At 43.0% G+C, this 21,871-nt stretch carries 19 protein-coding genes and 1 pseudogene; 12 read left to right on the plus strand and 8 right to left on the minus strand.

Going from position 1 to position 21,871, the window contains the following annotated elements; genetic code table 11:
- Positions 1-86: 86 nt before the first annotated feature.
- On the minus strand, positions 87-542 hold the full coding sequence (locus tag PYW33_RS05980) for a hypothetical protein (protein WP_004645402.1): 456 nt from the start codon (positions 540-542) through the stop codon (positions 87-89).
- Positions 543-788: 246 nt separating this feature from the next.
- Positions 789-1,205, minus strand: a complete 417-nt coding sequence (locus PYW33_RS05985) for a glycine zipper domain-containing protein (protein ID WP_004645401.1) — start codon at positions 1,203-1,205, stop codon at positions 789-791.
- A gap of 345 nt (positions 1,206-1,550) precedes the next feature.
- On the opposite strand from PYW33_RS05985, the gene prfA reads away from it, so the two are divergent.
- Positions 1,551-2,639 (plus strand): peptide chain release factor 1, encoded by a 1,089-nt coding sequence (prfA, locus tag PYW33_RS05990; RefSeq protein ID WP_004645400.1) that lies wholly within the window; start codon positions 1,551-1,553, stop codon positions 2,637-2,639.
- Entirely contained in the window at positions 2,639-3,457 is an 819-nt protein-coding gene (gene prmC / locus PYW33_RS05995; protein WP_004645398.1) for a peptide chain release factor N(5)-glutamine methyltransferase, read from the plus strand. Before prfA ends, prmC begins: the two co-directional genes overlap by 1 nt.
- A gap of 183 nt (positions 3,458-3,640) precedes the next feature.
- Here prmC and PYW33_RS06000 read toward each other — a convergent pair whose 3' ends face one another.
- Together PYW33_RS06000 and PYW33_RS06005 are read right to left on the minus strand one after the other, a co-directional pair.
- Positions 3,641-3,994, minus strand: a complete 354-nt coding sequence (locus PYW33_RS06000) for a hypothetical protein (RefSeq protein WP_004645396.1) — start codon at positions 3,992-3,994, stop codon at positions 3,641-3,643.
- Between the two features lie 228 nt (positions 3,995-4,222).
- Positions 4,223-5,245 carry an AraC family transcriptional regulator gene (locus tag PYW33_RS06005; RefSeq protein WP_176580849.1) on the minus strand — a complete coding sequence of 341 codons (1,023 nt, stop codon included), beginning with the start codon at positions 5,243-5,245 and terminating at the stop codon, positions 4,223-4,225.
- Positions 5,246-5,383: 138 nt separating this feature from the next.
- On the opposite strand from PYW33_RS06005, the gene PYW33_RS06010 reads away from it, so the two are divergent.
- The 3 genes from PYW33_RS06010 to PYW33_RS06020 all read left to right on the plus strand — a co-directional run bounded on the left by PYW33_RS06010 (position 5,384) and on the right by PYW33_RS06020 (position 9,370).
- The gene (locus PYW33_RS06010; protein WP_004645394.1) at positions 5,384-6,154 is read left to right on the plus strand and encodes an SDR family NAD(P)-dependent oxidoreductase; all 771 of its coding nucleotides are present in this window, start codon (positions 5,384-5,386) and stop codon (positions 6,152-6,154) included.
- A gap of 164 nt (positions 6,155-6,318) precedes the next feature.
- Positions 6,319-7,455 (plus strand): acyl-CoA dehydrogenase family protein, encoded by a 1,137-nt coding sequence (locus PYW33_RS06015; protein WP_004645393.1) that lies wholly within the window; start codon positions 6,319-6,321, stop codon positions 7,453-7,455.
- Positions 7,456-7,723: 268 nt separating this feature from the next.
- Entirely contained in the window at positions 7,724-9,370 is a 1,647-nt protein-coding gene (locus PYW33_RS06020) for an AMP-binding protein (protein ID WP_004645392.1), read from the plus strand.
- A gap of 254 nt (positions 9,371-9,624) precedes the next feature.
- Here PYW33_RS06020 and PYW33_RS06025 read toward each other — a convergent pair whose 3' ends face one another.
- The gene (locus PYW33_RS06025; protein WP_004645391.1) at positions 9,625-10,155 is read right to left on the minus strand and encodes a pyridoxamine 5'-phosphate oxidase family protein; all 531 of its coding nucleotides are present in this window, start codon (positions 10,153-10,155) and stop codon (positions 9,625-9,627) included.
- Positions 10,156-10,638: 483 nt separating this feature from the next.
- Here PYW33_RS06025 and PYW33_RS06030 point away from each other — a divergent pair, with 483 nt between their 5' ends.
- The 4 genes from PYW33_RS06030 (at position 10,639) to PYW33_RS06045 (ending at position 13,670) form a co-directional block, all read left to right on the plus strand.
- The gene (locus PYW33_RS06030; protein ID WP_016807149.1) at positions 10,639-11,409 is read left to right on the plus strand and encodes a HesA/MoeB/ThiF family protein; all 771 of its coding nucleotides are present in this window, start codon (positions 10,639-10,641) and stop codon (positions 11,407-11,409) included.
- 58 nt (positions 11,410-11,467) lie between these two features.
- Complete coding sequence (locus tag PYW33_RS06035; RefSeq protein ID WP_004278767.1) at positions 11,468-12,766, plus strand: ABC1 kinase family protein; 1,299 nt, start codon at positions 11,468-11,470, stop codon at positions 12,764-12,766.
- Between the two features lie 129 nt (positions 12,767-12,895).
- A complete protein-coding gene (folB, locus tag PYW33_RS06040) occupies positions 12,896-13,276 on the plus strand; it encodes a dihydroneopterin aldolase (RefSeq protein WP_004645388.1) in 381 nt (126 codons plus the stop codon).
- Positions 13,233-13,670: a 2-amino-4-hydroxy-6-hydroxymethyldihydropteridine diphosphokinase gene (locus tag PYW33_RS06045; RefSeq protein WP_004645387.1), complete on the plus strand. Its 438-nt coding sequence runs from the start codon at positions 13,233-13,235 to the stop codon at positions 13,668-13,670. The genes folB and PYW33_RS06045 overlap by 44 nt, the downstream gene beginning before the upstream one ends.
- A gap of 593 nt (positions 13,671-14,263) precedes the next feature.
- Here PYW33_RS06045 and PYW33_RS06050 read toward each other — a convergent pair.
- On the minus strand, positions 14,264-14,965 hold the full coding sequence (locus PYW33_RS06050; RefSeq protein WP_004645386.1) for a VIT1/CCC1 transporter family protein: 702 nt from the start codon (positions 14,963-14,965) through the stop codon (positions 14,264-14,266).
- A gap of 297 nt (positions 14,966-15,262) precedes the next feature.
- Between PYW33_RS06050 and PYW33_RS06055 the strand changes: the two are divergent.
- Both PYW33_RS06055 and PYW33_RS06060 read left to right on the plus strand, forming a co-directional pair.
- Positions 15,263-16,028, plus strand: a pseudogene (locus PYW33_RS06055) (IS5-like element ISAba31 family transposase).
- A 79-nt stretch (positions 16,029-16,107) separates the two neighbouring features.
- Positions 16,108-16,809 (plus strand): DUF1003 domain-containing protein, encoded by a 702-nt coding sequence (locus PYW33_RS06060; protein ID WP_004645383.1) that lies wholly within the window; start codon positions 16,108-16,110, stop codon positions 16,807-16,809.
- A 146-nt stretch (positions 16,810-16,955) separates the two neighbouring features.
- Here PYW33_RS06060 and coq7 read toward each other — a convergent pair whose 3' ends face one another.
- Together coq7 and PYW33_RS06070 are read right to left on the minus strand one after the other, a co-directional pair.
- Positions 16,956-17,591, minus strand: a complete 636-nt coding sequence (coq7, locus tag PYW33_RS06065) for a 2-polyprenyl-3-methyl-6-methoxy-1,4-benzoquinone monooxygenase (protein ID WP_004645382.1) — start codon at positions 17,589-17,591, stop codon at positions 16,956-16,958.
- Positions 17,592-17,594: 3 nt separating this feature from the next.
- A complete protein-coding gene (locus PYW33_RS06070) occupies positions 17,595-18,914 on the minus strand; it encodes an MFS transporter (protein WP_004645381.1) in 1,320 nt (439 codons plus the stop codon).
- 174 nt (positions 18,915-19,088) lie between these two features.
- Between PYW33_RS06070 and PYW33_RS06075 the strand changes: the two genes are divergently transcribed.
- Positions 19,089-21,845, plus strand: a complete 2,757-nt coding sequence (locus PYW33_RS06075; protein ID WP_004645380.1) for an autotransporter assembly complex protein TamA — start codon at positions 19,089-19,091, stop codon at positions 21,843-21,845.
- Positions 21,846-21,871: the final 26 nt, after the last annotated feature.

Consider the following 21,871-nt stretch of genomic DNA (forward strand, 5'->3'; position numbering starts at 1 on the left):
ACCAAAAGATAAAGATAAAAAATAAAGGCAAAAAAATAAGCATCCGAAGATGCTTATAAAGGAGGAAAGAATAAGGGGAGAGAATCTTAACGACGACGGTTGTTATAACGATAATCGTTATAGCGGTAGTTACGAGAAGAATTATAGCGACGTTCGTTGCGGTCATCATAACGACGGTCTTCGCTGACTTTCTTACCTAAAGCTGAACCACCTGCTGAACCCAGTGCCGCACCGATGTAACCACCGTTGGTGCCTGCCATATTTCGGCCAACTGCATAACCTGCACCGCCACCTAAAGCACCACCGATAATCGCACCATTACGGTCACGTTTATTTGCAGCTACTGCGGCACCTGCACCGCCACCAATCGCTGAACCGATTGTTGCGCCAGTGGTACCACCCATTTTATTACCTACTGCAGCACCAACAACACCACCTAGTGCAGAAGCTAAGGCTGTATTGGTTGTATTGCCTGCATTGGCAGCTGTCATACCCATGGCTGAGGTTGCTACGACAGCGATCATTAGAGATTTATAGTTCATGAGGACACCTTTTATATATCTAGCTATATTTTGTTGATGAGATAAATTTAATCTAGCAAGCGCCAAACAGCATGGAGGCAATGTTGGCGAATTGTGATTTTTATCTCCTTAATTGATTCATGATGTGGACAGGATAATTCCATGTATTACTTGAAATTTCATCTTATGAAACAGTAATAAAAAAAAGCACCAAAAGGTGCTTTTCATGTTAAATGTAGCGTCTGGTCTAAACAGCCTGAGCACAAATTAACGGTAACGTTTTTTCCAGTGTTTAGAGCGTTTTTCAGCTGCTTTATCTTTGGCAATCTTGTTACCTAGTGCAGCACCACCGGCAGCACCTAAAGCTGAACCGATATAACCGCCGTTAGTACCGCCCATATTTTTACCTACGGTATAACCTGCACCGCCACCTAGGGCACCACCAATGGCAGATTCAGTCCGGTTTTTTTTGCTGCTTGCAACTGCTGCACCGCCAGCACCACCTAAAGCAGCACCAATGGTTGCGCCGGTGTTACCGCCCATGTTTTTACCTAATGCTGTACCTGCAACACTACCTAAAGCACTTGCTGCTGCAACACGCGCTGTACTGTCGGCATGTGCGTTTACGGTCATCATTGAACCAGCAGCTAAAACTGTACTCATTAAAAGTGCGTTGAGTTTCATGTCATCACTCCGTGTCCATCCACAGGACTGTAGTTATTTCGATGCGGAAAATGTAACAAATCATGCCCAAAACAATATGAAGATGTTTCTTCATAATTCCCTGCTTTATTTGGCGAATTGTAAAATCGGCAAGAAATAAGAATAAGATCGACTATAAAAAAAGCAATTCCACTGTTTTTAATCATATTTGTTAACAAATGCTGTAGAGCACGAATGATAGCAACGCGGACTTACTCAATAATGATGTTCATTAGAAGCCAGAGTCGTTAAACTAGGCGCAATTTTTTGATTTCGCTGTGCTAAATCGGTTTTTAGTCCCAGCCTATGTTTGAGATTTTTTAGAAAATGAAAGAATCGTTACGTTTACGATTAGACCAACTCTCTGACCGCCATGAAGAATTGACCGCATTACTGGCTGATGTAGAAGTCATTTCTGATAATAAGCGCTTCCGTCAATTGTCACGTGAGCATAATGACTTAACAGAAATCACCAATGTCTGGACCAAGTACAGACAGGCTGAAGAAGACATTGAAACAGCTCAGGCCATGCTGTCAGATCCGGACTTTAAGGAAATGGCGCAGGAAGAAATTAAAGAGAATAAAGCTTTAATTGAATCGCTTGAAGCAGACCTGAACATCTTGATGATTCCGAAAGATCCGAATGATGCTAACTCGGCTTATCTGGAGATTCGTGCCGGAACCGGTGGTGATGAAGCAGCGATTTTCTCTGGCGATTTATTCCGTATGTATAGTAAATATGCGGAAAACCAAGGCTGGCGTATTGAAATCCTTTCTGAAAATGAAGGCGAACATGGCGGCTATAAAGAAGTCATCTGCCTGATTAATGGTGACGGTGTTTACGGTCGTCTAAAATTTGAAAGTGGTGCGCATCGTGTACAGCGTGTACCGGCGACCGAATCACAAGGCCGAGTGCATACTTCTGCTTGTACCGTTGCGATTCTTCCTGAAATTGATGTTGATACCTCGGTCGAAATCAATTCATCCGATTTGCGGATTGATACGTATCGTGCTTCAGGTGCAGGCGGTCAGCACGTTAACAAAACCGATTCTGCAGTACGTATTACCCACATTCCAACTGGCACAGTGGTGGAATGTCAGGAAGAGCGTTCACAGCATAAGAACAAGGCCAAAGCGATGGCACTGCTGGTATCACGTTTGGAAAATGCCAAACGTGCAGCAGCAGATGCAGCAACCTCGGAAATGCGTCGTGACCTGGTGGGATCGGGTGATCGTTCGGAACGTATCCGTACTTATAACTATCCGCAAGGTCGTATGACCGATCACCGCATTAACCTGACTTTATACAAGCTGGATGCCGTGATGGAAGGTGATTTGACCGAATTGCTGGACAGCCTGCACCGCGAATATCAGGCGGATCAGTTGGCCATGCTTGCACAGCAGAATGGTGGATAATGAATATTTTACAAGCCCTGGCTTTACGCGGTGAAGCTGAAAGTTATGAACGTCAGGAAAATGCCTGGTTACTGGAACACATCACCAAGATTGATTCATTTGATCTACTAATGAAAAAGGATCAGGAGTTAACGCTGGAACAGGAACAGGCGTATAAAGACGGGTTGGCGCGTATTGCTGCTGGCGAGCCTTTGGCTTATGTCACTGGTTCACAGCCATTCTGGACTTTGGACCTCAAAGTGACTAAAGATACCTTGGTGCCACGTCCGGATACTGAAGTGCTGGTTGAGACCGTGTTGAAATTGGACCTGCCTGAAGATGCCTGTGTGGTGGACTTGGGTACAGGTACTGGTGCGATCGCCTTATCGCTGGCATCTGAGCGTTCCAACTGGACAGTAATGGCTTCCGATATCTACGAGCCTACGCTTGAGGTTGCGAAGTATAATGCGGAACAACATGATATTGAGAATGTAGAATTCGTTCTGGGCTCATGGTTGAAACCATTTGGTCGTCAATTCTTTGACGCCATTGTATCGAATCCACCTTATATCGACGCTAATGATGCGCATATGCAGAATCTGGCGACTGAGCCGGAACGTGCGCTGGTGGCAGATAAAAAGGGTCTGGCCGATATTGAAATGATTATTCTGCAAGCCAAGAAGCATTTGACTGTCAATGGTTGGGTGGTGCTTGAGCATGGTTATGATCAGGCAGACGCCGTACAACATCTATTTAAACAAGCGGGTTATAAGCAAGTCCGCACGGTTAAAGATTATGGCGGTAATGATCGTGTGACTTTGGCGCAGTGGCCACATTAATCTGTAATCTATCTTTCTTTATTAAAAAGCGCCCGGTATGGTCGCTTTTTAATTCAAGTTTTTATAAATTCCCAGCTGCCTCTGAAACTTTAAGTATTCTTAATGACATCACGCCAACGCAGTATAACTAAAAACAAAAAAGCGATGCCAGAGCACCGCTTTCGAGGAATACTTAAAAAAGAATTACATTGGATAGTCTTGTAGACAGTCATAGACTTCTACCTGATCTAGGCTACCTGTTTCCATTGCCAGACAAAGTGCCACAACTTTCAAAGTGTCTGCCAGAGATCTTTCATCTTTCAAGGCAATACCTTGTTGTAATTCATTGATACGTTCTGCCGGAATTTCAAGGGCCTGAGCCGCTTCCACAGCATCTACCTGGTTAAAGAAGTGCAGAATTGCATCTTTCAGTTCTGCATCCGATGCATTTAAAATCCCTTGATTCAACTGTTCTGTAATGAGATCAGTCGAAGAAAATAAAGCTTTAGAGAAGTTTTGGACAAGATTTTGCCCAAGCACATCAGTCATCTTTAACATGGAGATACCTTCAACTAGAAAGGAAAATGGAGAGTACAGCCAATAGCAAAAGTGCTATAAATTGAATGAAAAATAATCTATTCTCGGGTAAATTGCAAAGCTTTCCGGGTGACTGTGTAGTCCTGCTAATATATGTTTTAGGGCTTGAAATATATAATCATAATAAAAATAAATGCTTAGAATCCAAGTGTTTTTCGGTAATATTTTTAAAGTCTAAATTTATATAAATTATCTAATATTATTTTGTCGATACGCGCCTGGACTGACGCCAGTCCACTTTTTGAATGCACGATGAAATGCACTGGATTCCTGAAAATTAAGCTGATCGCTGATCTCTTGTAAACTTTGTTCAGTACGGGTCAGCAATTCAATGGCGGTATCCCGGCGTATCTCATTTTTTAACTGTTGATAGCTGACACCTTCACTTTTTAAACGCCGTTGCATGGTCGCTTCAGACATATTCATTTTTAAGGCCAGTTCATTCAGTTCCAGCCATTCTGCCGGTGAAACTTGCAGTAATTGACGGCGAATCTGGGTGCTCAAGGCATAGGGGTTTTTAAAACGCACCAATAAATTTTGTGGGGTTTGCTGAATAAACTGATACCAGGACTGAGCATCCTGTTTAATCGGCAATTGCAGATAGCTTGCATCAAATTGCACGTAATTTTCGCTGGCCTGATATTCAATCTGTTCACAGAACCGAACTTTATAGTCGAAATCATCCAGGGGAGCTGCACATTTGAGTTGAATCTGATTAAGTAAAATCCGTTGTCCACTTAACCAGCAGATCAGGGTATGAATCAGCATCAGATAAGTCGCATAACTAAACATGCGTTTGGTTGCTTTTAAATCATAAATCACGATATAGGCATAGTGTTCCTCAACCATGAGCGTACTTTGCAGATCGTCCAAAACCAGGTTGAGAAATTGCAGAATGTGTTGCAGCGCTTTTTCCAGTGTATCTGCCTGCATAACCATTTTCGAAAGCAATTTAAAACTGCCACGACGCATGGCATGGCTGTCCATGCCAAAAAATTCGTCATTCATGCTGTCTGCAAGCACAGTCCATAATTGGGCAAATTGGCTGACCGACACGCGTGCCTTGGGAGCATTTAATACTTCTGCTGGGATATTGGCTTTTTTCAAAATGGCAGGGATATCAAATTGCAGCCGTTTGGCATCCAGCAATGCTTCGTTCACCAGGTCAATCGAGATGGTGCCTTTGCTATATTCCAGTGCAGGCTTATGCATATTCAGTCTGACATCCTTGTTTTCATTGTCCAAATACATCATGCAAGATGCAATATTTGGAAATTGTACAGAATAAAAACTCTGTTTACTCTGCATATTAAGTCGTATCTGAAATAGAAAAATCGCTAGGAAATAAACATGAACATTCAGGGAAAAGTTATTGTGATCACTGGTGGTGCCTCAGGTTTGGGTGCAGCTACAGCGACTCATTTGGTTGAACACGGTGCTAAAGTGATTCTGGTCGATATGAATCAGGAGCAGGGTCAGGCATTACAGCAGCAACTGGGTTCACAGTCTGAGTTTGTACAGCTCGATGTGACCGATGAACAGACAGTTGAAGCTTTCTTCGCTCATGTTGAAAGTACGTATGGTCAACTGAATGGTTTGATCAACTGTGCCGGGATTGCGCCATCCGCCAAAGTATTGGGTCGTAACGGCATCCATGAATTGGCAATGTTCCAAAAAGTGCTGAATATTAATGTAAACGGTACTTTTAATATGTTGCGTCATGCGGCGGCTTTAATTGCAAAATATGAGCTGCAAGCTGGTGAAGAAGAACGTGGCGTGATTGTGAATACTGCTTCAGTTGCCGCTTATGACGGTCAAATTGGTCAGACTGCCTATGCGGCATCCAAAGGTGCAGTCGTCGCAATGACTTTACCTTTGGCACGTGAACTGGCTCGTGAAGCGATCCGTGTCATGACCATCGCGCCGGGCATTATGGAAACTCCGATGCTGAAAGGCATGCCGCAAAATGTCCAGGATGCTTTGGGGCAAATGGTGCCATTTCCATCGCGTCTGGCCAAACCACAGGAATTTGCCCAGCTGGTGGGACATATCTTTGAAAATGGTTATTTGAATGGTGAAGTGATTCGTCTAGATGGTGCAATCCGTATGGCGCCAAAATAATTTTTTAAATAAACACATTTTCTCTGATTCATCAAAATGGCAATGACGTATCAGGGAAAGTTGCATGCTGAATTTGCCGAATATATCCAGAAAGCATCACATTTCTGGCAGTTAAAAAGTCCTTGCTAATGCTGGATAGAAAAAAATAAAGAAGGGAAATACCCGTGATTTTAAATGATGAACAAAAAATGATTCAGGACATGATGCGTAACTATTCGCAGCAGAAACTGAAACCGACAGCGGCCTTACGCGACAAAACGGCACAATTCCCAGCACAAGAACTTAAAGAACTCGGTGAGCTTGGCGCATTGGGTATGACAGTGGCTGAAGAATGGGGCGGTGCAGGTCTGGATTATGTTTCACTAGTCTTGGCACTAGAGGAGATCGCTGCAGGTGATGGTGCAATCTCGACGATTGTCAGTGTGCAGAATTCTTTGCCTTGTGGTATCACCCAGCGTTATGGCACAGAGGCACAAAAACAGCAGTATTTGACTAAACTGGCAACAGGTGAATGGCTAGGCTGTTTCTGCTTGACGGAACCTCAGGCCGGTTCGGATGCCAGTTCGCTGGAGTGTAAAGCCGAACGCGATGGCGATGAATGGGTGCTAAATGGTACCAAGCAGTTTATCACGACAGGTAAACACGCACAGATTGCACTAGTCTTTGCTGTGACTGATAAATCTGCAGGGAAAAAGGGTATTTCATGCTTTCTGGTGCCGACCGATGCACCGGGTTATATCGTGTCACGCCTAGAAGAGAAAATGGGTCAGCATTGTTCGGATACCGCGACCATCGTTCTGGATAACTGCCGGATTCCGGCTGCCAACCTGCTGGGCCAGGAAGGTGAAGGCTATAAAATTGCCTTGTCGAATCTTGAATCGGGTCGCATCGGGATTGCAGCACAATCAGTCGGTATGGCGCGGGCTGCACTAGATGCTGCAGTGGAATATGCCAATGAACGCAAAGCCTTTGGTGTGGAAATTGTGCAGCATCAGGCTGTGGCGTTCAGGCTTGCAGATATGGCGACCCAAATTGAAGCCGCACGTCAGCTTGTCTTGCATGCTGCAACGTTAAAAGATGCAGGCTTGGCGTGTTTAAAAGAAGCATCGATGGCAAAGCTGTTTGCATCGACCATTGCAGAGCGAGTCTGTTCAGATGCGATCCAGATTCATGGTGGCTACGGTTATGTCTCTGATTTTCCGGTTGAGCGTATCTATCGTGATGTGCGAGTGAGCCAGATTTATGAAGGTGCATCAGATATTCAACGACTGGTGATTGCACGTGAAGTGTGTCAACGCTGATTGTTAAATTAAAAAAACAGACTTTGATTAATGTTCAAATTCTGCACTTACATGGATGGATATGGAAATTGCAGGATTCAACTGAACATGATGATCTAAAGACATACAGTGCGAATAATCGAAAAATAAGCTTTATTCATGTTCTAGCCATAGGGCATGAATGCAGATTTGAGAAAGTATGCTGATGGAATCAGCAGGAACAACAAATACAAATGGACAAACTCAGGCAAGGTCGCCTGAAAACTACAACAGGAAAGAGGTTGTCGTCATGAAGACACTAGAACAGGCATATGCTGATTTTAATTTTGAAAATATGGTTCAAGAACATCTGGTTGGAAACGCAGAGAACATCAATGCGTATACCGAATGCTGTGGTCGCTACTTGGGTCAAAACCGAACTGCACTGATTTGGGAAGGCAAAAACGGAGACGCAGAGCAGTGGACCTTTGAACAACTGGCCGTGGCTTCAGGACAGCTGGCCAATTATATGCATTCTCTGGGTTTAAAGGCTGGTGACTGTATTGCAGGGTTGCTGCCAAGAACGCCAGCACTCTTAATTACTATATTAGCCACTTGGCGGATTGGTGCCATTTATCAACCTTTATTTACTGCCTTTGAAAGCAAAGCCATTGAACATCGTATCAGTACCGCCAATACCCAGTTGATCGTTACTGATGAAGAACAACGACTGAAACTCCATGATTTCAATGTTCCTAATATTCTGACTGTGCATCAAACAGCGACAAATAATTATCAAGATGCGGATTTCTGGACAGCCTTACAGCAACAACCAGAGGAGTTTGAACCGGTAAATTGCCAGTTTAATGATGTCTTCCTGATGATGTTTACTTCAGGTACGACAGGCTTGGCAAAATCGGTTCCTGTACCTTTAAAAGCGTTGTTGGCCTTTAAAGGCTATATGCTGCACGCCGTAGATCTGCGAGATGAAGATTCCTTCTGGAATCTGGCAGATCCGGGCTGGGCGTATGGACTGTATTATGGTATTGCAGGGCCGTTGAGTTTAGGGCACAGCATCATCATGGATGAACGTGGCTTTAGTGTCGATAATGCCGTACAAATCATTCAAAAATATCAGGTGAATAACCTGACTGGTTCGCCAACCGCATTTCGCATGTTCTTTGGCTTTAAAGAAAAATTTGATGCAGGCATCAGTTCGCATTTACGCGTGGTAAGTAGTGCGGGTGAGCCGCTCACGCCTGAAGTGATTCAGTGGTTTAATCATGATTTAAATGTGAATATTTACGATCAATATGGACAGACTGAACTGGGGATGGTGATCGCTAATCATCATGGCCTAGAGCATTATAAAAAAGTTGGTTCAGCCGGTTTTGCGATTCCTGGGCATCGTTTTGCTGTATTGAACAAAGAACATCAGGAGGTAGAAAAAGGCGGGATTGGAACCTTGGCAATTGACTGTTCAGCTTCACCTTTGATGTGGTTTGAAGGCTATGCAGGGCATAACCGCAAGTCATTTGTCGGGCAGTATTATCTCACTGGTGATACCGTGAAGCTGAATGAATATGGCGGTATTGATTTTATTGGACGTGCAGATGATGTCATTACAACCTCAGGATATCGGGTTGGACCTTTTGATGTAGAAAGTACTTTGCTTGAATGTGAAGAAGTGCTTGAATCTGCAGTCGTCGGCAAGCCAGATCCAGAACGTACTGAAATTGTGAAAGCCTTTGTAGTACTTAAATCAGCATATCCAGCCACTGAAGATTTGATGTTGAAACTGCAAAGTTATGTACGTTCACGCTTATCCAAACATGCCTATCCGAAAGAGATTGAGTTTGTGACGTCTTTGCCTAAAACATCGAGTGGCAAGATTCAGCGCAATTTACTCAAACAGCAGGAAGTTGCCAAACTTCAAGAGATGAAGCGAGTCAGTTAATTTTTCAAATTAATTGTTTGATTGAATGTTCAAAGGCTGCCATGGCAGCCTTTGGTTTTTTTAGGAAATAAATCTTCTACTTAAATTTTAGTCAGATATTGAGCTGATTTCCCCAAACTTATATCTTCAAGAGAGCAGATTGAGGCAAGCTAAAATTATAATTTTTATGTCATTACAGTAAAATTACATTAATATTTAAAATGAAATATATCAAAAATTTAGCCTCTTAATTTCAAGAGGCTAAACCTCATTCATTACCAGATATTACTTTGTAGATTCACTTTTTGATGTTCTGCATGCGGTTCGCCCGCTTCGCCGGTAACACCGCCTTTTAAGGCTTTAAAAAGCTGGGTAACTTTGTTATCTGTGACATTCCAGTATTCTGCGCTGACTGCTTTAGCAATCAATACCCGTACGGTCGGATCATCCTTGCCTTCAAACCAGTTTTCTGCCCACGGATTCCACAACTGTTCAATCAGAATGCGGTCAGTACTGATCTGGGCATGAGCACTGATCGACACATAGATACCATCTGATGGTTTTGCAAAAGACAGGCCAATTTGACCACGGCCAGTTTCTGCTGCTTTGACCAGATCATTGGTATTACGCAGGATGAAATATAAGTTTTGACGTTCGTTCATCTGTTCGGAGTTCAGCATGGTCATCGGCTGGGAGTGTATTTCATGTGTATCATTTAAATGGCTGATCATGGTGTAACGGACATCCTTGATCAATTCCCATAATTTTTCACGATTATCATGTTGAGTATTGTTATGCTCGGTCATGTATGTTCTCCATACGATTTTATGAAAGCTGAAAAGATTGCTTGGTATTTTCAGATTAATCATATTTAGAGACAGATGCCTTAGGTCTCACTGAACTCATACATTTTCATACTCAAATACAGGCAGAGACTACAGAATTGCTAAACAGGGCTGCTCTATTTACAGGGTAATTCAATAGCAAAGATTTTAAAAACTTCAGGTCTGACACCTTTTATAAATGAGAAAGAGCTGTTTGCCGGAACCGTTGAATTGAGGTGATTCAAAAAATCTTGCCAAGCCATAGCGGCTGCAACTTGATACCGAGCGTTTAGCTGATATGCTATTTGGCTCAACGATTGCCGAATAATTTATTGATGTGCTGTGAATTGACTGTGAGATTGATATTCCAGAGATTTATCAGTCCTTAAAAACTTCAGTAAAGCTAATTTTTGCGATCATTGTTAAAAATTTTCGAAACAAGGAAAGACGTTGTCTACATTTAACATGGATGCCATATCCCCAGAATTCGAACTCACCGATGCTGAACTGCATCTGTATAGCCGTCAGATTCTTCTGGATGGCTGGGATATTGACGCTCAAGAACGCTTAAAATTTTCGAATATCTGCATTATTGGTTGTGGCGGGATTGGCTGTGCACTGGCAGAACTTCTGGCACGCGCAGGTGTGGGGAAAATTACCCTGATCGATCCAGATACCATCGAGATGAGTAATTTGCAGCGACAACTGGCATTTATACCGCAGGATATTGGATTTTATAAGGCAGAAACTCTCGCCAAAAGACTGAGTCAGGTTAATCCGAACGTACAGGTTGAATATATCAATCAGGCCTTAACGGCTGACAATGCAGTAAGTGTGATCGAGCATCAGGATCTGGTACTGGATGGTTGTGATCAGTTTGCCACACGCTATCTGGTCAATCAGATGTGTGTTGAGCTGAATGTGCCTTTATTGAGTGCTTCTGCGATTGGCTTGCAAGGCCAGCTGTTTATGGTCGAAGGGGATTCCGCCTGTTATGCCTGCCTGTTTCCGCCAGAAAATCAGGCCGATGAAAGTCTGCGCTGTGCAGACTCCGGTGTACTGGCGACCACCCCGAATGTGATGGCCAGCTTGCAGGCACATCATGCCTTGTTATATCTGGGATTGGGCCAGATGCCACTTCGACAAAAGCTGTTGTTGTGGGATGGACTGAGTTTTAAGCAGCGGATTCTCGCTTTCGAAAAAGATACAGATTGCCCAATCTGTCAGGTAAGATAAGCCTGCAAAGTGATTTTTTTTTGCTACACTGCGTTTAATTAATTTTTCCTAAGACATTATGAAAAACAATATCTGGTTAGATGGAATACGTTCAGTTGCCCGTATGGGAGAAACAGCAGTCGTTGCGGCAAAGGCGGGCTTTAAATATGCCACTGAAAAGCCGAGCAATGCCAAACTGATGCGTGAAACTTTTGAATCCTTAGGTTCAACTTATATCAAGCTCGGTCAGTTTATTGCCAGTACGCCGTCACTATTTCCACGTGAATATGTTGAAGAATTTCAGGGCTGTCTGGATCAGACACCACGCTTGCCGTTTAGCTATATCCAGCAGGTTTTAGCCTCTGAATTTGCAGGACGTAACCTGGATGAAATCTTTGCATCGATTGATGAAACGCCATTAGCCTCTGCATCTATTGCACAGGTGCATGCGGCCAAACTGGTGTCTGGCGAAGATGTGGTGATTAAAGTACAAAAACCGGGCGTAGAAACCATTTTGTACACTGACTTGAATGTGCTGCATTGGGCAACCAAGTTGCTGGAAAAAGCAGTCCCGAAAGTCAAGTTTGCTTCACTGGCTGACATTGTCGAAGAAATCAAAACCCGTATGGTGCGTGAAGTCGATTTTATCGAGGAAGCCCAGAATCTGGATGATTTTGTCAATTACCTGAATATCACCAACAATCAGGCAGCCACTGCACCTAAGGTTTATCATCAATATTCGACCCGTCGTGTGCTCACCATGCAGCGTTTATACGGTGTGCCTTTGACAGATTTTGAAGTGGTCAAAAAAGTATCTAAAGATCCATCTCAAGTACTCATTACCGCGATGAATACCTGGTTTGGCAGCTTGATGATGTGTAACAGTTTCCATGCCGATCTGCATGCAGGCAACCTGATGCTGCTCGAAGATGGCCGTGTCGGTTTTATTGATTTCGGTATTGTGGGTCAGCTTAAGCCTGAAGTATGGACGGCATGTATGGCATTTATGGATTCATTGCAACATACCAATTATGAGCTGATGGCGCAAAACATGCTGAAAATGGGCATGACCGCTGTGCAGATTGACACCAAAGTCTTGGCTGCTGATCTGGAACGTTTATTTAGCGGTGTATTGATGGCGGATCCGCAGGAATTGTTAACGTCCAACCCTGCTGACCTGAACGATATCATGATGGATATGGTGGCTGTGGGTGAACGTCATGGCATCCGGTTCCCGCGCGATTTTGCCTTGCTGTTCAAGCAAATGCTGTATTTCGACCGTTTCATGCGAATTCTTGCGCCGTATACCGACATCTATGCCGATCAGCGTTTGCAAATGGTGCAAAGCATGGATCCGAATCTGCTGTTAAAGCATTAATCTTAAACTCATCTAGACTTGGAAAAATCCCTCTAAATCCCCCTTTAAAAAAGGGGGACTTTAAAAGCTCCTCCCTTTGTAAAGGAGCTTGAGAGGGATGCAGCCAGTACTAAATTTTCGAGCAATCCAATGGACGCCATTATTATTGAAGGTTTAAAGGTTGAGACAGTCGTGGGCTGCTTTAACTGGGAGCGTCAAATTATTCAGCCTCTAATGCTGGATTTGACCATTCAAACCGATTTAGAACAGGCATCAAACTCAGATGCACTTGCAGATACGCTGAATTATGCAGAAATTTGTGAGATTTCCAGCAAAGTCATTCAAGACGCCAAGCCTGAATTGATTGAACATGCAGCAAAGTTAGTGCTGAATGCACTTTTTACTACCTTTACAGCAATTGAATCGATTAATATTACGATCCGTAAGCCTGCCATTATCGCGCAAGCCAATTCTGTAGGGATACGTCTTGAACGCCACCGAAACGATTTTCGCCCTAGCATTAGCGAGTAATTGTCATCCTCAGCAACATTTTCAAGCTGCACAGCAACGTATTTCCGAATGGGGAGAAGTCCAGTTTTCTCCCATTTATATGATTCCTTGCCGTGATGGCATCGGCGCAGATTACTGGAATGCAGCGTGTTTATTGCGAAGTTCGGTGTCTAGTGAAGACCTGATTGAGCTGCTCAAACAGCTGGAACAGGCATTAGGGCGAGTACGTCCATCCCATCAGATTACTTTGGATGTTGATTTGATTGCCTGGGGATCCGATCTTCAACATATGCAGTTTAATGAAAAAAAATTGCCTTTGGCTTTGGATGTGAAAGTGCCCATGTTTGATATCTGGCATGATGCCATGTTCGAACATGGATCACATAGCTTCCCAACAGTTGAACAGCTGATTTAAATCAAATCACCTAATTTTTTGCTCATAAATTTTATCCAGTAAGAATGATTAACCAACCTGATCAAACAAGATCAGGCTTTTTTTATGATTCAATTTTTTGTTTTAGATGAAAAGAAAAATTCAGATAAGATGAGGTGCTTAAGTATAGAGCTCATTTAAAAATGAAAATATTAGAAATCTTGGTTTCGGTGATTTTAATCCTTGGGATTCTTTATGTGATCCAATGGGGATTTCATGGTTTTCCGACGGGAAATTAATATTTGATTGATTTAAAGCTCTGGAATTTATTTTAAGATCAGTAAAAACCCTCAAAGCAGTAAAAATGCCTCATCGCTCTTTCACTTTTTCTTGTTATAAAAAATGATCAGCAATATGATAATGATCGCCAAGATGGCAAGAATGATCGTAGTTTCCATAACAATACCTCTCATGCATAGATCTTAGGTTTTAAATATCTAAATTAAAACCGAACATATATTAATTAAACTCAAGTTTTGTTAGAGCGGCTAGTTTTTGAAAAAACATTTTTCAGTGATGTTAATACAAGAGCCGCTCAATCCTATTCTTTGTCTAGCTAAAAAATAAACACATATTTAGGCAACAGACACATTAAATAATGATCCGATCCATGCACTGAATAACATGGCGATAATTCCCCAGAGCATCACCCGAACAGCACCTCTCCAGACACTTACTCCACCGGCATAGCTTGCCAGTGCACCCATCATCCCCAAACTTAAAACGCCAATCAGCATGACGCCTTTATCCAGATAGTGTTCCGGTAAAATCATGATTGAAATTAAAGGGAATAATGAACCTACCGTAAAGGCCATGGCGGAAGAAAATGCAGCGAGAAAAGGTTGGGCAGAGGTATGTGCTGAAATACCAATTTCGTCTCGAGCATGGGCATCCAAGGCATTATGGTTGGTCAGCTGTTCAGCGACCTGTTGTGCCAAAGCAGGTTCCAACCCACGCTGTATATAAATCGTTTTGAGCTCATTTAACTCATGGGTGGGATGGCGCTGGAGTTCGCGCTCTTCCATGAGTAGATCATTGGTTTCAATATCTTGCTGGGATTTAACCGAAATATATTCACCGGCCGCCATTGATGCGGCTCCAGAAATCAATCCGGCAACACAGGTCACCAATAAAATTTCTGTGGATGCTCCACTGGCTGCAATACCCACCACCAGACTGGTGACCGAAATAATCCCGTCATTTGCCCCCAGTACAGCTGCACGAAGCCAGCCCGCGCGTTCGATATAATGTTTTTCAAGATGGTATGAATGGCGCACAATGAAGCCCCTTTTTTATTATCATCATGATTATATTAAATTTAAGTCATGTATAGATAGTAGGATTGAATCGATCTGAAAATTATCTTGAATGATCAGCTCATCGTGCGCTTGGCTGAGCATTTTATCAATCCAAGATAAAATCGAAGTGAGATTCATAAGTTCAAGAAATCAGACGCACTTGATACATAATTGATTTACGAATGGTAAAAATGACTAGGGTGTGTTGACACTTTTAGCTTAAAAAAATAGCGAAGTAGTAAAATCAAATCGCCAAACCCAATTTTACTATTCGCTATGCCTCGTACCATGCTGACAGATCAACACTGGCAAAAGTTGAAAGTTATTCTGCGTAATTTATCCATTCACCACAACTCAAATTTACGCAATTTTATTGAAGCTATTCTCTATAGAATTAGAACAGGCTGTCCGTGGCGAGATATTCCTTGCTGTTTTGGTCATTCAAACTCTATTTTCAAACGTTTTAATCGTTGGTCAAGCAGCGGTAAGTTACTTAGATTATTCAAATTACTAGCCTCATGCCCCGATATGGAGTGGATTTTTATTGATGGCTCTCATGTACGTGCTCATCAACATTCTGCCGGCATAGCGAATCAATCTATTTCTAAAAGTGTAGGAGGAAACTCCTCAAAAATACATTTGATTGTTGATGCACATGGCAATCCTATTGATTTCATGATTACCGATGGAACCACACATGATGTTAAAGTTGCACCTGATTTAATATCAACATTAGATTTAAAAGAGACAAAAGTGGTATGTGCAGATAAAGGCTATGATTCAGAACCACTGCGTGAACAGATCAGGAAAACAGGGACTAAAGCGAATATACCAAAGAAAACAAATAGCCAATCGAACAATGACCATATGGACTGGTATTTATATAAAATCAGGCATTTAGTTGAAAATATGTTTTGTAGATTAAAGCAATTTAGAGGAATAGCTACTCGATATGACAAGCTCAAAAGAAATTATCAAAGTTCTGTTGCTTTAGCCTGTATATTTTTATGGCTACCTTTATAGGGTTAATTATGAACAGTAAATGTCAACAGACCCTAAAGCAAATCAAACATATCGAACAAAATAATAGCTGAGTGAGTTGGTTTAAAAAGAGAATTATCATGAAAGAAAAACATGAAAGCCATAAATGCTTGGTATGCGGCAAGCACTTTCTTCTGAAAAATCTCACCCCGATGGGAACAGTCAGACAAGTCATTACCGAAGAGATTGCCAAAGATATTCCAGGCTGGACACCGCAAGATTATATTTGCCAGGCAGATTTAACCCAGTACCGTATACAGTATGTACATTCATTATTAAGTTCGGAAAAGGGTGAAGTGACTGATCTTGAGTTTGAAGTGATTGATAGCATGCATCAGCATGAACTGATTACCAAAAATGTGGAAACGACCTTAGAGCAAAAGTGGACCTTGGGAGAAAGGCTCGCCGATAAAATTGCAACTTTTGGTGGAAGCTGGACCTTTTTGATTTGTTTTGCAATCTTCTTGGGCCTGTGGATTACGATAAATACTGTGGTGATGGTGACACGACCTGCTGATCCTTATCCTTTTATTCTGTTGAATTTAATCCTATCCTGTCTTGCGGCGATTCAGGCACCTATTATTATGATGAGCCAGAACAGACAGGAAGCAAAAGACCGCTTACGTTCGCAAAATGATTATCAGATCAATTTAAAAGCCGAGCTGGAAATCCAATACTTGCATGAAAAATTAGATCATCTGCTGCTACATCAATGGGAACGGCTGGCGCAAATTCAGGAAATCCAGCTGGACCTGCTTTCTGAAATGAGCAAAAAAGATTAAAGGATGCTGTGGGGGAATCTCTATTATTTTATAGAGCTTATAAGTAATAAGATCGCCATATGCCTTGAGTTGTTATTATCTCGCTCAAGATTTGACCCATATTAAAAAGCCCACAAATGAGTGGGCTCAAACTAAAACCGTCTTATTTAAATAAAATAACTGGTTTTGGTCATCAACTTGGAAATGCCTGTCATGGCGATCTTAACTGGAACGGGTAGATCTACACCGCCAGCATTTAACGCTGTATCCCGATGATGCAGTTCATCTTCATTCATCTGTTCTAGAATACGACGAGAACGTTCATCCTGCGGTGGCAACTGGCTAATATGATGCTGTAAATGCATGCTGACCTGACGTTCTGTTTCAGCCACAAAACCCAAGCTGTATTTGTCACCTGCGATTCCGGCAATCGCGCCCATACCAAAGGAAAGACCGTACCAGACCGGATTGAGTAGGCTGGTATGGCTATCCAGTTCTTTTAAGCGGTCTTCACACCAGGCCAGATGATCCTGTTCTTCAATCGCTGCCTGTTCCATTTCACGACGTACATTCGGGAGTTTAGCCGTCATCGCCTGACCATGGTACAGTGCCTGTGCGCAAACCTCACCACTATGATTGACCCGCATTAAACCTGCTACATGACGTGCATCACTGACCGTTAATTGTGTTTCTACCGGTTGGGCCGGATTTTCACGTCGTGCCGATGTCGTGCCCGGGACGAGACTGCGTAATGCCTGATCAAAAGAATGAATCAGCTTATCGACACCTGTATATTGACGCATGAATTAATCCTCCAAGGGTGCTTTCGCAGTTTTGATCATAGGTTTGAGTCGGAAAAGCAGCCATAAGGTAAACAGGCCACTCAATACTGCGGTAATACAAAAAAGTATTTTAAGATCAAGCTCTAAAACACTTAAAATAATAATCGAGAATATAGCAGAAGATACCATGAAAACGGCATTCAAAATGTTATTTGCTGCAACCACCCGCGCACGATGTGAGCGAGGCGAATGCGCCTGCATCATCGCATAGAGCGGAACAATATAAAAACCACCACTTATTCCGAGCAAGGTGACGGCCAGCATCACATGATAATAGCTCCAGCCTTGCTGAAAGACATCTGCCAAGCCGATTAATGCACCTGTACGCTCCGGAACAAAGGCCAGACTCGCGGCCAGATACAGGGCAAAGATCACCAGACCGATCGCGCCAAAAGGCACCATCTTGATATTGACCTGGCTGCCACCAATTTTACGGCATAAGTATGAACCCAGACCAATTCCGACAGAAAAAAAGGTTAAGAGCAGACTGGCGACATTTTCAGATGCATGCAGATTTTGTAATGTCAGCTGAGGAATCTGGGTCAGATAGGTTGCACCATAAAACCAGTACCATGAGTTGCCCAGTAAAATGGTAAAAATCAGAGGTAAGCTTTTGGCATATTTCAAGGTCTGCAAGCTGGTGCGGAAGAAATTCCAGTCAACTTGCAGCTCAGGCGCGGGAATACTTTGTTTCAGGATATAGCGACTGGATATATAACCAATCAAGGCGATGCTGATGACGGTTAAACTGATCCAGATCAGGTTGCCGGCGGAAGCTGCAATGACTGCACCGCCCAGAATCATACCGAATAGGATTGCCAGAGAAGTTCCGGACTGAAACAGGGCATTGCCGGACATCAGTTCATTCGGTTTCAGGACTTCAGGTAAAATCGCATATTTGATCGGGCCAAAGAAAGTGGAATGGGTGCCCATCAGGAACAGGGCAAATAACAGAATCCATAAATTGCCCATGAGGAAACCGACAGTTCCCAGCAACATAATGGCAATTTCCAGAAGCTTGAGATAGCGAATCAGCTGTGAACGTTCGTATTTGTCGGCAATCTGACCGGCCGTGGCTGAAAAAATAAAATAGGGCAAGATAAACAGTAAAGCCGCCAGATTATTTAAAGTGCTGATGCTGGCCGATTGCTGTTGAATCCAGCCATAAGTAATGACCAGCAGTAACGCCTGTTTAAATACATTATCGTTTAATGCACCAAAAAACTGCGTCAGAAACATCGGTAAAAAGCGCCGAGAAGCTAACAAATGTTCATTTTTGTTCATATAGGCCGTGCTACATTAAGTTTTATTAAGAAATGTCAGTTATGCGTAAACATTGAGAAAAATCATGTAAGATACTTTCAGCCATGTAAAGGTAAAAACCAATTAATTAAGCTCCTTAGCTTATATTTTTCGGTCAAATAATCAATTAAAGAATGTATTCGTTTAGAGTTTGCTATGCCTGCAAAGAAAAATTTTAAAAAAACGATGCTAAATCGCAGTATGGGGCCTCTCATACCACAGCATAGTGGTATGCAGCTGTGTATGAGCATCTTTTTTATGATGTTATCCCATCAGAGCATGGCACAAACCGAACAGCCAGAAACACCCGTAGCCATTTCTCAGGCAGAAATGGTGGACGAGCTATCTAAAGAAGCGATTCGTCAGGGGGTGGCCACGTCTGAAACTGAAGCAGAAGAAAAAATCGAAGAAGCCTTGGAGCCGGAAGTACCAGTTGACAGCATGTTGATGCTGGAACAACAGCAAAATGCAGGATCTGGTCTGGGTGAATTTACGCCGATCGAGTTTGATGATCTGGAAGATCTGCCAGTACAGACTATTGATCAGAACATGGCGAATGAAATTTACCAGGTAGCCGAGCAAGCCAAACAGGAAGCACAAAACTATCGCAATACTCAGACCAGCGAAACGGTGGTGGCCGATATCAGCCAGCAAGAACTGCTGGAAATCAATCAGGCGCCGGTTAATGTCGATCAGTTGATGCAATCGATTCAGGCTGACAGCCAGATTATTGTACAAAATAATGAAGCCGGATTGACCTTGCCAGAAGTGCCAGGTCAGCTTGTCGCTGAGGATGATAAACGTCCGAATCTGTTCAAACGACTATTTTATAAAATCCGTCCTCCACGTCAGATCATGACCGCAAGAGTTCCCCGCATTAGTGCAGATGTGGTGATCATAAATGGGCAAGGTGTGGCGCAAAGTAACGGTATGCTGAATCGTAAAGATGTGCCTGAAGGCCATCTGAATTTAAGAAATAATGTCAAAGCCAAATTATCCAGTTTTACCCAAGAGTCTTTTGGCGACTTTAATTCGGCTTTGCCGCAATTACGCACCTTGTCCAGACAGGCAGCGCAAGCGGTGGGCTATTATAATGCTCAGTTCAGATTTGAAAAACTCTCTGACAGTCGGGTTCGGGTTTTTGTGACCCCGAATGAACCTGTCCTGATTAGCAGTCAAAATATTGAATTTACTGGAGAGGGCGCCGAACAGCCGCAATTCCAGGTCATCAGTCTTTTACCTGAACAGGAAGAAGGCGATATTTTCAATCATGGCAATTATGAAAAAACCAAGACACGCATTACCACAGCAGCCAATAACAATGGTTATTTTGATTCATTCTGGCGTCTGCATGATGTAAAGATTGCTCAGCCACAAAACACCGCCGATGTGAATCTGCGTTTTGAAACGGGTGAACGTTATAAATTAGGCAATGTCGAGTTCAGAATGAGCGATCCTGAAAAGGAATTTCCGCTGGATCGAGACGTACTGGAAAGTCTGGTCACCTGGACAGATGGTGCAGATTATACCTTCTGGCGGGTGAATGGCTTGGCCAATAACCTGACCAACTCACGTTATTTTAACTATACTCTGGTGGATGCGATTCGCCCTGATCCGCTTGATAAAGAGCTGGAACTGGCACCCGATATTCAAAGCCTGATTGAAGAACAGAAACGGACTGAAGATCAGGCTGCTACTATGCAACCAGCTCGCTCGGTATCCTCTTCTCAGGAAGTGACCCAGAATGTCGTAGATGAAGACCAGTTTGCCGGTAGCCGCGATCAGGAAAGCGCAAATTTAAGAACTTTACGGGTTGAGCAGCAAACCAAAGAGAATGAACAGGACCGTTTAAAAGTACAGGCACGGGAAGAGAAAAAGATTCCAGTGATTGTGACTTTAAATGCAGACCGTTTAAATAGTGCTGAAGTGGGTTTGGGTTATGGCACAGATACCGATATCCGCTTACGTGGTCAATATCGTCGTGCCATTGTGAACAAGCGCGGACATTCGTTTGATGCCAACATGGAGTTATCTGGCATCCGTCAGTCGATTGATGGACGTTATAATATTCCCTATCACCATCCGCTGAATGATTATGTCAGTATTGTGGGTGGTTATGAGCGTGAAGAGCGTGAAGGCGTCGCACAGGGTGAAGGCCTGTTGATTGAATCGGCAGTCTTAGGTGCAGACCGGATTATCAAGAATCCACGTGGTAGCTGGCAGCGGACTTTTGGCGCACGTTATCGTCTGGATCGTTTGAAGCAGGATGGTTCTGTCGATTTTAACCAGATTCCAGAAGCTTTTCGCTTTAATACCGAAGATGAGCAGCAATCGCTATTAGTCGGTTATGAAGTTTCACGTACCGAGAGCGATCGTCGGGTCAACCCAACCAAAGGTTTTAAGCAGACCTATAAGATTGAACTGGGCAGTGAGGCTTTACTCTCTGATGCCGATATGGCCATTGTGAATGCAGGTTGGCGGTTTATCTATTCATTGGGTGAAAATGCAGACCATCAGTTTGTGGGTCGTGCCGATGCAGGCTATATCTTTACTGAAGATTTTGCCAAAGTGCCGTATAACCTGAGATATTTTACCGGGGGTGACCAGAGTATCCGCGGTTTTGATTATAAGAGCCTTTCTCCGGAAATTGACGGTTTTAAAGTAGGTGGTCAGGCCTTGGGCGTGGCTTCATTAGAATATAATTATCAGTTTAAGGAAGGCTGGCGTGCTGCGGTCTTTGCAGATGCCGGAAATGCCTATAATAAAGAATTCAGTAATCCGACCGAATATGGCGCGGGTGTGGGTGTGCGTTGGGCTTCACCGATTGGGCCAATACGTATAGATGTTGCGACTGGACTGTCTGATGACAATTATCCGATTCGTTTACATTTCTTTATTGGATCACAGTTATAAAACATCATTTTAAAAAATAGTTATTT

Origin of the sequence: Acinetobacter lwoffii (genome assembly GCF_029024105.1) — a bacterium.
Classification (GTDB): domain Bacteria; phylum Pseudomonadota; class Gammaproteobacteria; order Pseudomonadales; family Moraxellaceae; genus Acinetobacter; species Acinetobacter lwoffii.